Below are 14470 nucleotides of genomic sequence, written 5' to 3' on the forward strand. Positions count from 1 at the left end.
GGCATGGACCTCACTGCCCTGCGGAGCGACGTCTCCGGCACCGTTCTGACCTCCGATGACGAAACCTTCGTCGCATCCCTGCTCGGTCTACCGGGCGGCTCTCCGGCCGCCGTCGTGAACGCGCGGTCCGAGGCCGATGTCGCGGCCGCGGTGCGGTTCGCCGCGGACGAGGGCCTCGGGGTCGCGGTCCGCAGCGGCGGGCACAGCGGAGGGGTGTTCTCCCCCGGGCCCGATCGCCTGCTGGTGGACCTGCGCGAGCTGAACTCGGTGACCGTCCATGACGACGGAACCGTCGATGTCGGGCCCGGCGCGGTGTGGGGGGATGTCGCCGCGCAGCTTCAGAAGCACGGCCTGGCGATCTCCTCGGGTGACCACGCGGCGGTCGGCGTCGGCGGACTCACGCTCGGCGGTGGCATCGGGTGGCTGGTGCGGCGCGATGGGCTCGCGCTCGACAGCCTGATCGGCGCGCGGGTCGTGCTGGCATCCGGCGACGTCGTCTCGGCCTCGGCCGACGAGGAGCCCGAGTTGTTCTGGGCGCTGACCGGTGGCGGCGGCAACTTCGGAGTCGTGACCTCGTTCCGGTTCCGAGCTCACGCGCTGGGCGCCGTCCTCGGCGTCACGCTTCAGCTCGATCCGGCCCACCTCGCCGAGACGCTGCGCGGCTGGCGCGAGGCGATGCGCGAGGCGCCCGACGAGCTCAGCGCCACCTTCGCCGTGATCCCGAACGGGCCGCCCGGGCCGGAGTTCGCCCTCCTGCGCCAGATCGTCGCCTGCTGGGCCGGCGACGATTCCGACGTCGCCCGCGATGCCATCGCGCCTCTGCTGGCCCTGCCCGGTGTGATCGAGTCCGAGGTGCGGCGCACCGACTACCGTGCCCTGCTCGCCGAGCTTCCCGAGGGAAATGGGGGCCCGATCCCCGCCATCGCCGCGCGCACCGCTCTGTTCCCTGATTTCGGCGATGCGGGCATCGACGCCATGCTCGACGTGCACAGCCGACTCGGGTTGTCGGTCTTCACGATCCGCTATCTCGGCGGGGCATTCGGCCGGGTGGATCCCACGGCCACCGCATTCGCCCATCGCGATGCCGAGGTCGTCGCGAGCATCGTCGAGTTCCTGCCGCCGGGAACCCCCGCGTCCGCCGCGGGGGTCACCGCGGCGTGGACCGCGGTCGCCCCGTTCTCGATGGGGGTCTACGGCAACTTCACCACCGAGACGGGGCCGGAGGTGATCGCCGCCATGTACCCGGCGCCGACTCTCGAGCGGCTGCGCTCGGCCAAGACCCGGTACGACCCGCGCAACCAGTTCTCCAACAATCTCAACGTCGCTCCGCGCTGATCGCGGGCCGCGCCCGCGGTTCGCCCCGCACCCGTCGTTCAGATGTGCGGTACGAACTCCCGCCAGGCGAGCCGGCGCTCGGCGTGCGGATCCCATTCGATGCGATCATCGGCGTCGATGATCAGAGTCGCCCGGTCATGCTCGGTGTACGCCGGCCAGCCGGCATCCACGCTTCCGTCTCGCGCGAACCGCAGCCAGTTGATGCGCATGCGGCGTCCCGTTCGCTCGAAGTCGCGGTACCCCCCGAGGGCGCCCATCGCGAGACCGAACGGCGTGCGGGCGCGGTCGAAGACCGCGAAGAGCTCGATCCCATGGGTGGCGTCGAGCCCGAGCATTCTCGCCAACCGCGGCGCGATGTCGAAGCGGTAGAAGTGCACGGGTGCGAAGCGCGAGTGCCCCTCGGCCACCTCGATCGAGGGATACCAGAAGGCGTAGTCTCCGGCGAAGTCGGCTCTGCCCCGGCGGGTCGGCAGGTGAGGGTACTGCGCGGCGAGGCCGCGGGCGAACGGGCGGTAGGTCTTGACGAAGATGCCCTGGATGCGGGTCGGCGTCGTCGCGAGGATGTCGAGTCGGCCGCGGAACAGCGAGCCCTCGCGCTCGTTGGTGCCGATGATGAGCGGAATCGGATGCGCTGTGCCTTCGGCGAAGGCGTGGATCGGGCGCGTCGGCAGGAAGTCGCCGTCGATCGTGGGACACAGGGCGATCGTGCCCGGCACCCGGTCGGGAGTCGCCCGCACCAGCCGGGCGGTCGCGGTGACCAGCTGCTCGACCGTCGCGGCCTGCAGCAGCTCCGCCGCCCCGGATGCGGTCGCGGGTCCGCCGACCACCTCGGCGAGCATCCGCACGAAGTCCTCGCCCCAGCGCGCCGTCACCTCGGCGTCGTAGACCGCCTCGGCGGGCGGACTCTCGGCGATCGCCCGCGCGAAGAGCCCGCGCGCGGCCGGAACGCACATGAGGGTCGTGACGGCATTGGCCCCGGCCGACTCCCCGAAGAGGGTCACGTTGCCCGGGTCGCCGCCGAAGGCCCGGATGTTGTCACGCACCCACTCGAGCGCCGCGACGATGTCGCGCAGCCCCAGATTGTTCTCGATCGGGCGATCCGAGGTCGAGAAGCCGGCGAAGTCGAGAAACCCGAGGGCGCCGAGCCGGTAGTTGAGGTTGACGAAGACCACGCCGCCCTCGCGTACGAGGCCCTCACCCTGTTGGGGCATCTCGCGCGAGGAGCCGACCGCGTAGGCGCCGCCGTGCACGTACACCATCACGGGCCGTAAGCCCTCGGACCGCTCCTGCGGCGCGATGACGTTGAGATTCAGGCAGTCTTCGGAACTGTCCACCAGTCCGCTCCGCCCGGGGAACAGGATGCGTCGGTCCTGCGGGGCGATCGGACCGAAGTCGGTCGCGTCCCGCGTTCCCTCCCATGGCTCCACCGGGCGTGGCGAGCGGAAGCGGTTCGGGCCGGAGGTCGGCGCCGCGTAGGGGATGCCTCTCCACATCCGCAGTCCGCGCCGGATCACGCCGCGCACGCGACCGCCGGTCACCGTCACCGTGAGTGAGCCGCGATCCATGCTGTGAATCGTAGGACGAGCGCCGCGAGCTTTGCTCGGCGAACGCTGTGACCGGCCGTCAGACATCGACGCGCGAGCGGTCGAGCCCCTGGCCGGCGATGATGAAGTCCTTGCGCGGGGCGACATCGTTGCCCATCAGCAGCTCGAAGACCGTCGCGGCCTGCTCCGCATCGGCCACTCGCACGCGCCGGAGGGTGCGGTGCGCCCGGCTCATCGTCGTCTCGGCGAGCTGATCGGCATCCATCTCGCCGAGTCCCTTGTAGCGCTGGATCGGGTCCTGGTAGCGGCGGCCGCTCTTCTTCAAAGCGGCGAGCACCCCATTGAGCTCGGCCTCGGAGTAGGTGTAGATCGTCTCATTGGGCTTCGACCCGGGGTTGATCGCGACCACCCGGTGCAGCGGCGGCACCGCCGAGTAGACCCGGCCATCGGCGATCATCTCGGGCATGTAGCGGAAGAACAGCGTGAGCAGCAGGGTGCGGATGTGCGCCCCGTCGACGTCGGCGTCGGCCATGATGATGACCTTGCCGTAGCGTGCCTGCTCGAGGTCGAAGCTGCGTCCCGATCCCGCTCCGATCACCTGGATGATCGACGCGCACTCCGCGTTGGAGAGCATGTCGCTCACCGAGGCCTTCTGCACGTTGAGGATCTTGCCCCGGATGGGCAGCAGGGCCTGGTATTCGCTGTCCCGCCCGAGCTTGGCGGTTCCGAGCGCCGAATCGCCCTCCACGATGAACAACTCGCTGTTCGCGACATCGTTGGAGCGGCAGTCGACGAGCTTCGCGGGCAGCGACGAGTTCTCGAGCGCGTTCTTGCGACGCTGTGTCTCCTTGTGAGCGCGAGCCGAGATGCGGCTCTTCATCTCGGCGACGATCTTGTCGAGCACGAGAGCCGACTGCGCCTTGTCATCGCGCTTGGTGCTCTCGAAGCGTTCGGCCAGTCCCTTGGCGACCGCGTTCGCGACGATGGTGCGCACGGCCGGGGTGCCGAGGATCTCCTTGGTCTGGCCCTCGAACTGCGGCTCGGGCAGGCGCACCGTCAGCACGGCGGTCAGGCCGGCGAGGATGTCCTCCTTCTCGAGCTTGTCCGTTCCGACCTTCAGGCGGCGGGCGTTCCTCTCGACCTCGGCGCGCAGGAACTTCATCAGGCCCTGCTCGAAACCGGCCTGGTGGGTTCCGCCCTTCGGCGTCGCGATGATGTTGACGAAGCTGCGGAACACCGTGTCGTAGCCCGCGCCCCAGCGGAGCGCGATGTCGACCTCGCAGTCGCGCGACAGCTCGGTGGCGACCATGTGCCCGTTCTCCTGCAGCACGGGGACCGTCTCGGTGTAGCCGCCCGTTCCCTGGATGCGCCAGGTGCTCGTGAGCGGGGCATCCGGAGACAGGAACTCGACGAACTCGCTGATTCCGCCGGCGAACCGGAAGGTCTCGCGTCGGGTCTCGCCTCCGTCGGTGGTGGGGCGGGCGTCGACGATGTCGATGCCCAGCCCGGGAACCAGGAAAGCGGTCTGGCGGGCCCGATCGACGAGCTCGTCGAGCTGGAACCCGGCGCCCTTGGTGAAGATCTGCGGGTCGGCCCAGTACCGGATGCGGGTCCCTGTGACCCCCTTGGCGACCTTGCCGACGACCCGCAGCTCGCTGTTGGAGACGTAGGGAGTGAAGGGCGAACCGGGGCTCGGCTCCCCCGAGTCGACGAAGACGCCCGGCTCGCCGCGGTGGAACGACATGGCCCAGGTCTTGCCGTCGCGGTCCACCTCGACGTCGAGCCGCTCGGAGAGGGCGTTGACGACCGAGGCGCCCACACCGTGCAGGCCGCCGGAGGCCGCATACGATCCGGAGCCGAACTTGCCCCCGGCGTGAAGCTTGGTGAAGACGACCTCGACCCCGCTGAGACCCGTCTTCGGCTCGATGTCGACCGGGATGCCGCGGGCCGTGTCGCGCACCTCCACACTGTCATCGGGATGCAGCAGCACCTCGATGTCCGCGCCGTGGCCGGCGAGGGCCTCGTCGACGGAGTTGTCGATGATCTCCCAGAGGCAGTGCATCAGGCCCCGCGAGTCGGTCGACCCGATGTACATGCCGGGGCGCTTGCGCACCGCCTCAAGTCCCTCGAGAACGCTCAGGTGTCGGGCGTTGTAGTCGGCGTTCGTCACGGACGACGCTCCTTCGGGGGCGCACTCGGATGGGAGGAGGGAATGATCGGCACCAGGGCCGTCGTTAAGACTAAGGCGATCAGCAGACGGCGCCTCGACGCGACACCCACAGGGTTCGCTCGGTACGCGGTCAGCGAAATGCAACGTCAATGACACACCTCCGACACCCACCGGTGGTTGGATTGAGCCAGATGGATCGCACCACGAGCCCGAGGGAGCACACCATGACCCAGATCACCGACACCATCGACATCGACGAACTCGACGTGCCCTCCCTGACCGCGCTCGATCGCTGCGACAGCTGCGGGGCGCAGGCGTACATCCGCGTGACGCTCGCCTCGGGCGAGTTGCTGTTCTGCGCGCACCACGGCGCGAAGTTCAAGGAGAAGCTCGCTCCGACCGCGATCAACTGGCACGACGAGAGCGACCGGCTCAACGAGTCGCGCGGCGACTGACTGCCGCTCACCAGTCTTCACGAGACGCCCGGGGCTTCGGCTCCGGGCGTTTCGCTGTCCGGAGCCACCCTCACATCCGGGGTTCCTGGGAATGATCGACTGACGGAGGGTTCTCCCATGCCGTCTTCCTAGTGTGAAACAGGTGACTCAACTCGCCGAACGCCAAGACCGCATCGCGGTCAGCTCCGAGCTGACCGTCTCGCCGACCACCTCCCCGACCTCCCCGAGCCCCCGATTGACCTCGCTCGACGGGCTGCGTGGGGTCGCCGCCCTGGCTGTCGTGCTGCATCACCTCTACCTCATCGCGACCCCCGTGCTCATCCAGCAGGACGGATCGGGGATCGGCAGCCCGGATTGGTGGCTCTCCGACACTCCCCTCAAGCTCGCGACCGCCGGCGCGGAAGCGGTGCTGGTGTTCTTCGTGCTGAGCGGGCTCGTCGTGGCCCTGCCCGCCATCCAGCAGAAGGGGTTCAGCTGGGCCGGCTTCCTCGGGGGCCGGATGATCCGGCTCTACCTGCCCGTCTGGGCGTCCTTGGCGCTCGGCACGGCGTTGCTCTGGCTGGTGCCCCGCGATCCGAGCACCGTCACCGACGGCTCCTGGCTCGCCGACTCCAATGCGAGGTCGACGACGGTCGGCTCCCTTCTGCACCAGGCCGGGCTGACCCAGGCCTCCTACGAAGTCAACAACGTGCTCTGGTCGCTGCGCTGGGAGCTCGCCTTCTCGGTGCTGCTGCCGCTCTTCGTCGCCATCGCCGTTCTGGTCCGCCGCCTCTGGTGGCTCGCGGCCGCGGTCGCGGTCGTGCTGGGCGCCGTCGGGACGCAGACCGACACCCCCGCGCTTCAGTACCTGCCGGTCTTCTTCCTCGGCACCCTGCTCGCGGTCCGTCTCGAGGTGATCCGGGAATGGACCCGGCGACGGATGCGGCGTCCCCGCGCCCGGCTCTGGAGCGTCGGCATCGTGGCGGGCTCCCTGCTCATGCTCGTGTCCGGCTGGCTGATCCGGCCCCTTCTCCCGTCGGGGACCCTCGGCAACGACCTCGTCACCGACGGCGAGGTGATCGGTGCGCTCGGCCTCGTGGTCGCCGCGATCGGTGCGCCGTTCCTGCGCCGCCGCCTGGAGTCGCGGGGTTGCCAGTGGCTGGGCCGTATTTCGTTCAGCCTGTATCTGGTGCACGTGCCGATCCTCGCGACGCTGGCCTTCGCGCTCGGAGACCGGAGGTGGTGGCTCATCGCCGTGATCGGGATCCCGCTCAGCCTGCTGGGGGGCTGGCTCTTCCACCGGGCGATCGAGCGCCCGTCGCATCGCCTCGCCCAGTGGACCGCGGGCCGGATCGCGACGCGAATCGGTCACGTGCGCAATCTTCCGCGTCGGGTCGAGCCCCTGGAGGCCTAGCGCCGGGGCTCGGAGGCGAGTCTCGTCAGAATCACCTGGCGGGCCGCCGCAGCGTAGCCGTCGGCGGTGATCGTCTGCGCCGAATCGTTGCGGTAGGCGTCGCCGAACGCGGCGACGAGCAGCGCGTCCGCCAGTGCCGGGTTCTTGGCGAGGACAGGGCCGTGCAAATGCGTTCCGATGGCCGAGCCGATGCGGGCGCCCTCCGAGCGGTCGCCGTTGCCGACGCCGTGCACGATCGAGCCGAGCGGGTCCGGCGCCGTGCCGGCCGCGGCCCCCGCGGCGACCTCCCCGACGACGTAACCCCGGGCATGGTTCTCGAAGCCGACGAGTCGTCCCGCGGGGGCGTCGACGACCAGATCTCCGGTCGCACGCGCCGCGAGCGGCTCGACGTGACCCGGGAAGATCCCGAGCCCGGCCAGGGGCTCTCCGCCATGCTCGAGCCGGATGCCCTCGCTCAGCAACTCGAAGCCGGTTCCGACCGCGAGCAGCGGCACGCCCGCCGCGACCCAGTCGCGCAGTGCGGCCGCGAAGGGCGCCAAGTCTGCTCGCAGCTGCCCCAGCGCCGAGTCGACCGAGGAACCCAGCACGACCGCGGCGGGCCGATCCGGCACCGAGTCCCCCCTCGATACAGCGCGGAGCTCGACCGCCAGACCCGCCCAACGCGCGCGCTGCGTCAGTACGAGGGCGTTCTGGGCATCGCCGTTGACGTCGAGGCGCTCCGGAAAGAACTGCAGGATCTCGCTCACGAGCTCAACCCCAGGTGCGCCCGGGTGCGACGCATGGGGTCGGCGGTGAAGATGATGGTCTTGATCCCGTGCACGGGAGCAGGCAGGGCGAGAAAGGCGTCGAGAGCAGTCGGGATATCGGGCTCCACCTCGTCCACCGGGACCCCCTGATAGACGAGTTGCAGGGCCATCTCGGCGGCCTTCGACCCCGTGACGATCCGGGCGTGCCCGATGCGGCGGGCATCCACCGGCCAGAAGTACCCCGGGTCGCGCACGTCCGACCCCATCGCGACCAGCACCTGGTCGAGTCCCTCGTCGAGAGCATCGACGTTGAGCTGGAAACTCGCCGGGTTCTGCACGAGCACGAACTCGACCTCGACGCCGCGCACCGTGGTGATCTCTCCGCGCGCGAACACGGGGTCGAGGCGGGCGATCGTCTCCGCGGCACGCTCGGGATCGAAGTCGGCACGGAGCAGGGCGCGTGCCGCAGCGAGAGCGGCAGCGGCATCCACCGCGTAGTGGACCCCCTTCGACGGCACGGTCAACTCCAGCGTGGCGTCCCCCAGCGCGACGGTCGCGCGGCGCCCGCTCGCGGCGGTCACGACGACGCCTTCGGTGATCCGGGATGCCGCGGTGCGCGTCGATCCGAGGCCGCGCGGCTGCTCGGCGAGCACCGCAGCGCTCACCCCGAACCGCTCGATGCGTAGTCGGCCCAGCCCCGCCACGAGCTCTTCGAGCATGGCGTCGTCGCCGTTGCTGACCACGCACTCGGTGGCTCGCCCGGCGATCGTCGCCAGAAACGCGAGCACCTTCTCGGAGTCGAAGAAGCGGTCGATCTGATCGGTCATGACGTTCGTGAGCAGCACGAGCCGTGGGGTGAGTCGGGGCGCGAGCAGGGCGCCATGCCCCTCGTCCATCTCGAGTACCGCGATGTCGGCGTCGATCGCGCCGGTCAGGCTCACCCGTTCCAGCAGAGCCGAACTGAGGCCCTGGGAGATGTTGGCGGTCGACGGATTCGTGAACACGCGCCGGCCGTGCGCCTCGAGCACGGCCACCAGCATCTTCGTCGTCGTGGACTTGCCGCTGGATCCGCTCACGATCACGAGCCCGTCGCGGAAGCCGCCGAGCACCCGCGACAGGAATCCGGGAGCGACCGCGTTGACGACCAAGCCGGGGACGGCCGACCCGCCTCCGGGCTTGCGCAGGCGCGCCGCGACCCGCGCGGCCCTGCCGAGCAGGATCGCCGGGACGTAGCGCAGCGTCACCGCGCCGACCTCACGCCGAGCGCCGGTTTACTCGAGGTAGTCGCGCAGCGACTGCGAGCGGGACGGGTGACGGAGCTTCGCCATCGTCTTCGACTCGATCTGCCGGATGCGCTCGCGCGTCACGCCGAAGGTGTCGCCGATCTGGTCGAGGGTCTTCGGCATGCCGTCACCGAGCCCGAAGCGCATGCGGATCACGCCGGCCTCGCGCTCGCTCAGCGAGTCGAGCAGGCTCTCGAGCTGCTTCTGCAACATCGTGAAGCCCACGGCGTCCGCCGGCACGACGGCCTCGGTGTCCTCGATCAGGTCGCCGAACTCGCTGTCGCCGTCCTCGCCGAGCGGGGTGTGCAGCGAGATCGGCTCGCGGCCGTACTTCTGCACCTCGATGACCTTCTCGGGGGTCATGTCGAGTTCGCGGCTCAGCTCCTCGGGCGTGGGCTCTCGGCCCAGGTCCTGCAGCATCTGGCGCTGCACACGGGCGAGCTTGTTGATGACCTCGACCATGTGCACCGGAATGCGGATGGTGCGGGCCTGGTCGGCCATCGCGCGGGTGATCGCCTGGCGGATCCACCAGGTCGCGTAGGTGGAGAACTTGAAGCCCTTCGTGTAGTCGAACTTCTCGACCGCACGGATCAGGCCCAGGTTGCCCTCCTGGATCAGGTCGAGGAACTGCATTCCGCGACCGGTGTAGCGCTTGGCGAGGCTGACCACGAGGCGCAGGTTCGCGCCGAGCAGGTGGCTCTTCGCACGCTGGCCGTCGCGGGCGACCCACGACAGCTCGCGCCCGAGCTGGGAGCGCTTCTCGGCGTCGGTCATGTGCGAGAGCTTCTCTTCGGCGAACAGGCCGGCCTCGATGCGCATCGCGAGCTCGACCTCTTCGGCCGCGTTGAGCAGGGCGACCTTTCCGATCTGCTTCAGGTAGTCCTTGACCGGGTCGGCCGTCGCACCGGTGATCGCGGCCGAGTAGACCGGGACCTCGTCGTCGTCATCCGTCATGGACAGGCGCAGGGCGCCGGTCGGAAGCGGCTCGTCGCTGCCCTTCGAGACAGTGTCGTCGTCGTCCTCATCGGAATCGTCGGCGACCTCATCGGTGTCGGCGACCTCGACGGCCCCCTCTTTCTCGATCACGTCGACGGCGACGACCTCGTCGTCGACATCGGCCACGTCGACGTCATCGAGCTCGACGATGTCCTCGTCGAGCTCGTCGTCGTCGGCCTTACTCGCGGCGCCCTTGGCCGCGGGCTTCGCGGCGCCCTTGACTGCGGCGCCCTTGCTCGCGGGCTTGGCGCCGGTCTTGGCTGCACCGGCCTTCGCCGGAGTCTTCGGGGCGCCGGTCTTGCTCGCCGCGGCCTTCGGAGCGGCGGCAGCGGCCGCCTTCGCCGGCGCGGCAGTGGTCGTCGACGCGGTCTTCGCGGCGATCGCGGGCGCGGTCAGGTCGTCGTTGACCTGGTCGGTCGCCTTGGTGGTACGGGTGGCCATGCTGACCCCTTCCTTACGGATTCGGGTGCTGCAGCGCGCGGGCGGTTCGCCCGTTCGGCGCTTTTCGGGCAGTACTAAGACCCATGTCAAGTCCCTCGCGATTCCGCGCCGAACGCGGAACCGACTCCGGGGACAAGACCGGGTCCTTATACCGATTATCGCACATCTTTGCCAGGGCCCCCGCCGCCTGGCGTGCGGCGACCGGCCCTGATTGTCGGGGTGCGTGTGGTCATCGATCTCGTCGTGACCTGAAGAGTGCAACCCACAACGGGGCCACCTCTATTCCCTCTTCCTCGTACAGCCGACGACGGGTGCGACGACGCGCGTTCAGCAGACCGATGACGCCGATCGCGACGATGACCACAGGGACGAGGAACGCGATCCGGAACGAGTCGAACGAGTACAACTGCGACGAGCCGCCGCCGGCGACCCGCACCGCGTCGATGACGTCGAGTGCGACCCCGATCCCGAACATGCAGACGAAGCCCCCCAGGAATCCCCCCACGTTGACGATCCCCGACGCGGAGCCGAGGGCGTGGCCCGGGTTGAAGCTCCGGGCCAGATCGAAGCCGATGAGCGATCCCGGTCCCCCCATCCCGATCGCGACGAAGAGTGCGACGACGAGGCCGAGCGGCGGATGCCCCGGCCACAGCAGCACGGCGAACCACAGAGCGAACATGATCCCGACGAGCGTCAGGACCAGGTTGCTGCGGCGCAGCGGATACCGCGCGACCAGCAGGCCCACGACCGGGCCCGCGACGACACTCCCCACCACCAGCATCGAGAACACGGTCGCGGCGGTCGCGACGTCATAACCGAGCCCCGCGGTCAGGAACGGGTAGCCCCACATGATCGACATGAGCGTGGGTACGGTTCCGCCGACCAGATGCGCCCAGAACCCGAGCTGGGTTCCCGGCCGTCTCGCGCTCGCTCGCAGCTGGGCCCACGGTCCGTGCGTCGGCAGGGGCCCGGTCGCGGCCGGCGGTTCGCCGCGTCGCACCAGGGCGAGCGCCACGGCGGCCGCGACGATCGAGGCGCCGCTGGCCCACAGCAGTCCGCTCTGCCATCCGACGAGGTGCAGCAGCAGCGCGAACGGCACGGCCGAGACGATCTGCCCCAGCTGGCCGATCACGCCGACCCACTGGCTGAGTTGCGGCAGCAGACGCCCGCCGAACCAGTTCGGCAGCAGGCGGATGACCGAGACGAAGGTCATCGCGTCGCCGACGCCCACGAGCACCCGGGCTGCGATCGCGAGCGTCAGGGTCGGCGAGACGGCGAGCACGGCCTGTCCGGCCGCCATGATCAGCGCGCCGCCGACGATGAAGGTGCGCGGGCCGACGCGGTCGACCAGGATCCCCACCGGGATCTGCAGGGCGGCGTAGACGATGATCTGCACGACGGCCACCGACGAGACGGCCGCCGCCGTCACGTGGAAACGTTCCGTCGCGTCGACCGTCGCCACACCGAACGAGGTGCGCTGCGTGACGCCGATCAGATAGGCGAACACCGCTCCCGCGAAGACGATCCAGGAGCGGGCGGAGTTCACCTGTTCAGGCTAGAGCCTGGACGCGGACTCGCCGCCGCCGACTCAGTCGTCGTCGCGGCGATTGGCGAGGAACTTCTCGAGTTCGGCCGCGATCGTGTCGGCGCTCGGCAACTCGCCGTCTTCGTCGACGAGCGGCGAACGCAGCGGGTTGTCTTCCATGTACGAGTCGTGGCGGGCCTCGAGAGTGCTCACCAGGCGCTGCAACTCCTGGTTGCCCTCGACCTGGTCTTCGACCTTGGCCAGGAACGCGCGGTTGTCTTCTCGAAGGCGATCGGTCGGGAAGATCAGCCCGGTGGCGGCACTGATGCTCTCCAGCGCGGTCACGGCGGCGAGCGGGTACTCCGTGTCGGAGAGGTAATGGGGCACGAGCAGCACGAATCCCGCCGTCGGGTGGCCCAGCTCGGACAGCCGGAACTCGAGCAGATGCAGCGCGTTGCCCGGCACCTGCGTGCGCGGCCGCCAGACCGACATCGCATCGATCAGGTCGAGGCGGTTGCCACTGACCGTGACACCGATCGGCCGGGTGTGCGGCGTCGGCATCGGGATCGCGTGCACCCAGGTGGTGTCCTTGACCTCGTAGCGGTCCACGAGCTGCAGCACGGCCTCGGTGAAGCGCTCCCATTGGAAGTCGGGCTCGAATCCGGTGAGCAGCAGGAAGGGCTCGCCCAGCTCGTCCTTCGCAAGGTAGAGCGACAACTTGAGAGGCTTGTAGTCGGTCAGGTGGTCCTGGTCGAAGTACACGGTGGGGCGCCGCGCGCGATAGTCGAGCAGGGCATCCGTGTCGAAGCTCACGATCTCACGGACCTCGAGGGTCTCGAGCAGGTACTCGCTGAACTGTGACACCGCCGAGCCGGCATCGGCGAACCCGGTCAGCCCCGCGACGAGGTGCAGGCCGTGCGGAACCTGGGCGACCTCGAAGGAGAGGTCGTAGAGTCCACCGGGATCGCGCATGATTCGATTGTAAATCGCCGCCTCACGCCCCCGCCGGAGCGCGCGGCGGCGGCGTCAAGCTGACAGCGAACATCCGCCCGCTACCGTTGAGCCATGCCCGCGCCCTCGCTCGCCCTCTCTGCCCTTCCCGCCCTCTCCACCGATGCCGAACTGCTCGTGCTGGGCGTGATGAAGTCCGATGACGGTCCGGTTCTGCTCAGCACCGACCCGGCGTTCGCGTCGATCGCGGCGGCCCTCCCGCAGATCGGAGCGACGGGATCGACCGACGAGTTGCGGCGCCTTCCGGCCGTCGAGGGCTCGGCCGCGCCGATCGCCCTCATCGGTCTGGGCAGCGACGTCACGCCCGACACGCTCCGGGGCGCCGCGGGCGCCGCGGCCCGGCAGCTCACCGGGATCGCCCGGCTCGCGATCGCCCTGCCCGTCACGAGCACGGCCGACGCGTCCGCCGTGCTCGAAGGAGCCGGGATCGGCGCCTACCTCTACAGCGAATACCGTTCGGCGACCCTCGGAGCGAGCAAGAGCCCCGCGACCGCTGTCACGGTGCACGTTCCGGCCGAGTTCGCCGACGACGCGGCCGTCGTGCGCGCTTCGGCCGTCGTCGCGGCGGTCCACTCGGTGCGCGACCTGGTGAACACGCCACCATCGGATCTCTACCCCGAGTCGCTCGCCGAGGCGGCGGTCGAACTCGCCGCGGGCCTACCCGTGGAGGTCGAGGTGCTCGACGTCGCCGCGCTGCAGGCGGGCGGTTTCGGCGGCATCCTGGGCGTCGGACAGGGATCGAGCCGCGGGCCTCGCCTCGTCGTGGTGCGCTACTCCCCCACCGGAGCCTCGACGCACCTCGCACTCGTCGGCAAGGGCATCACCTTCGACTCGGGCGGCCTGTCGCTCAAGCCCCCCGCCTCGATGGTCGGCATGAAGTACGACATGACCGGATCGGCGACCGTGTTGGCCGCGACACTGGCGGCCGCGCGACTGGGGCTTCCCGTGCGGATCACGGCCTGGATGTGCCTCGCCGAGAACCTGCCATCGGGCACCGCCCTTCGACCGAACGACGTATTGCGCATCCGCGGCGGCAAGACCGTCGAGGTGCTCAACACCGACGCCGAGGGCCGGCTCGTGCTCGCCGACGGGCTGGTCGCCGCGAGCGAGGAGCGCCCGGACGCCATCGTCGACGTGGCGACCCTGACCGGCGGTGCCCGGGTGGCCATGGGCGAACGGTTCGTGCCGATCATGGGCGACGACGCACTGGTCGGCCGCACGCTCGCCGCCGGCACCGCCGCCGGTGAGCCGATGTGGCACATGCCGCTGCCTCCCGAGCTGCGTTCCGTCCTCGACAGCGACATCGCCGACATCGCCAACGCGCGGGTGGGCAATCCCGCCGGGGGAATGCTGGTCGCCGCGCACTTCCTCAAATACTTCGTCGGCAATGTCAGCGACGAGAAGAACGCCGCACAGATCCCCTGGGTGCACCTCGACATCGCCGGCGCGGCGAACAACCCCGGTGGTCCGCACGGTGAGATCGGCAAGGGTCCGACGGGCGTCGCCGTGCGCACGCTGATCGCGTTGGCAGAAGATTTTTCGCGCCCATAGTAGGGTCTTCGTGGCAGGGA

11 protein-coding genes are annotated in these 14470 nt (G+C 69.7%); 4 read left to right on the forward strand and 7 right to left on the reverse strand.

What is annotated here, in order from left to right:
- Positions 1 to 3: 3 nt before the first annotated feature.
- The gene (locus ACFPJ4_RS05775) at positions 4 to 1335 is read left to right on the forward strand and encodes an FAD-binding oxidoreductase (protein WP_386739341.1); all 1332 of its coding nucleotides are present in this window, start codon (positions 4 to 6) and stop codon (positions 1333 to 1335) included.
- A 38-nt stretch (positions 1336 to 1373) separates the two neighbouring features.
- Here the strand turns inward: ACFPJ4_RS05775 and ACFPJ4_RS05780 are convergent, their stop codons facing one another.
- The gene (locus ACFPJ4_RS05780; protein ID WP_386739342.1) at positions 1374 to 2900 is read right to left on the reverse strand and encodes a carboxylesterase/lipase family protein; all 1527 of its coding nucleotides are present in this window, start codon (positions 2898 to 2900) and stop codon (positions 1374 to 1376) included.
- 58 nt (positions 2901 to 2958) lie between these two features.
- Complete coding sequence (locus ACFPJ4_RS05785; RefSeq protein WP_386739344.1) at positions 2959 to 5049, reverse strand: DNA gyrase/topoisomerase IV subunit B; 2091 nt, start codon at positions 5047 to 5049, stop codon at positions 2959 to 2961.
- A gap of 224 nt (positions 5050 to 5273) precedes the next feature.
- Here ACFPJ4_RS05785 and ACFPJ4_RS05790 point away from each other — a divergent pair, with 224 nt between their 5' ends.
- On the forward strand, positions 5274 to 5504 hold the full coding sequence (locus ACFPJ4_RS05790; RefSeq protein WP_386739346.1) for a DUF7455 domain-containing protein: 231 nt from the start codon (positions 5274 to 5276) through the stop codon (positions 5502 to 5504).
- Between the two features lie 142 nt (positions 5505 to 5646).
- Positions 5647 to 6897 (forward strand): acyltransferase family protein, encoded by a 1251-nt coding sequence (locus tag ACFPJ4_RS05795; protein ID WP_386739347.1) that lies wholly within the window; start codon positions 5647 to 5649, stop codon positions 6895 to 6897.
- On the opposite strand, the gene ACFPJ4_RS05800 is transcribed toward ACFPJ4_RS05795, so the two are convergent.
- From ACFPJ4_RS05800 to ACFPJ4_RS05820, 5 genes are all read right to left on the reverse strand, one after another.
- Entirely contained in the window at positions 6894 to 7643 is a 750-nt protein-coding gene (locus ACFPJ4_RS05800; protein WP_386739348.1) for a type 1 glutamine amidotransferase, read from the reverse strand. The two genes, ACFPJ4_RS05795 and ACFPJ4_RS05800, sit on opposite strands and share 4 nt — an antisense overlap.
- The gene (locus ACFPJ4_RS05805) at positions 7640 to 8887 is read right to left on the reverse strand and encodes a Mur ligase family protein (RefSeq protein ID WP_386739349.1); all 1248 of its coding nucleotides are present in this window, start codon (positions 8885 to 8887) and stop codon (positions 7640 to 7642) included. The genes ACFPJ4_RS05800 and ACFPJ4_RS05805 overlap by 4 nt, the downstream gene beginning before the upstream one ends.
- A 27-nt stretch (positions 8888 to 8914) precedes the next feature.
- Positions 8915 to 10384, reverse strand: a complete 1470-nt coding sequence (locus ACFPJ4_RS05810) for an RNA polymerase sigma factor (RefSeq protein ID WP_417498507.1) — start codon at positions 10382 to 10384, stop codon at positions 8915 to 8917.
- A gap of 208 nt (positions 10385 to 10592) precedes the next feature.
- Positions 10593 to 11909: an MFS transporter gene (locus tag ACFPJ4_RS05815; protein WP_386739352.1), complete on the reverse strand. Its 1317-nt coding sequence runs from the start codon at positions 11907 to 11909 to the stop codon at positions 10593 to 10595.
- Positions 11910 to 11951: 42 nt separating this feature from the next.
- A complete protein-coding gene (locus tag ACFPJ4_RS05820; protein ID WP_386739353.1) occupies positions 11952 to 12860 on the reverse strand; it encodes a proteasome assembly chaperone family protein in 909 nt (302 codons plus the stop codon).
- A 93-nt stretch (positions 12861 to 12953) separates the two neighbouring features.
- Here ACFPJ4_RS05820 and ACFPJ4_RS05825 point away from each other — a divergent pair, with 93 nt between their 5' ends.
- Entirely contained in the window at positions 12954 to 14450 is a 1497-nt protein-coding gene (locus tag ACFPJ4_RS05825; protein ID WP_386739354.1) for a leucyl aminopeptidase, read from the forward strand.
- The last annotated feature ends 20 nt before the right edge of the window (positions 14451 to 14470 follow it).

The organism is Lysinimonas soli (assembly GCF_042655435.1).
Classification (GTDB): domain Bacteria; phylum Actinomycetota; class Actinomycetes; order Actinomycetales; family Microbacteriaceae; genus Lysinimonas; species Lysinimonas soli.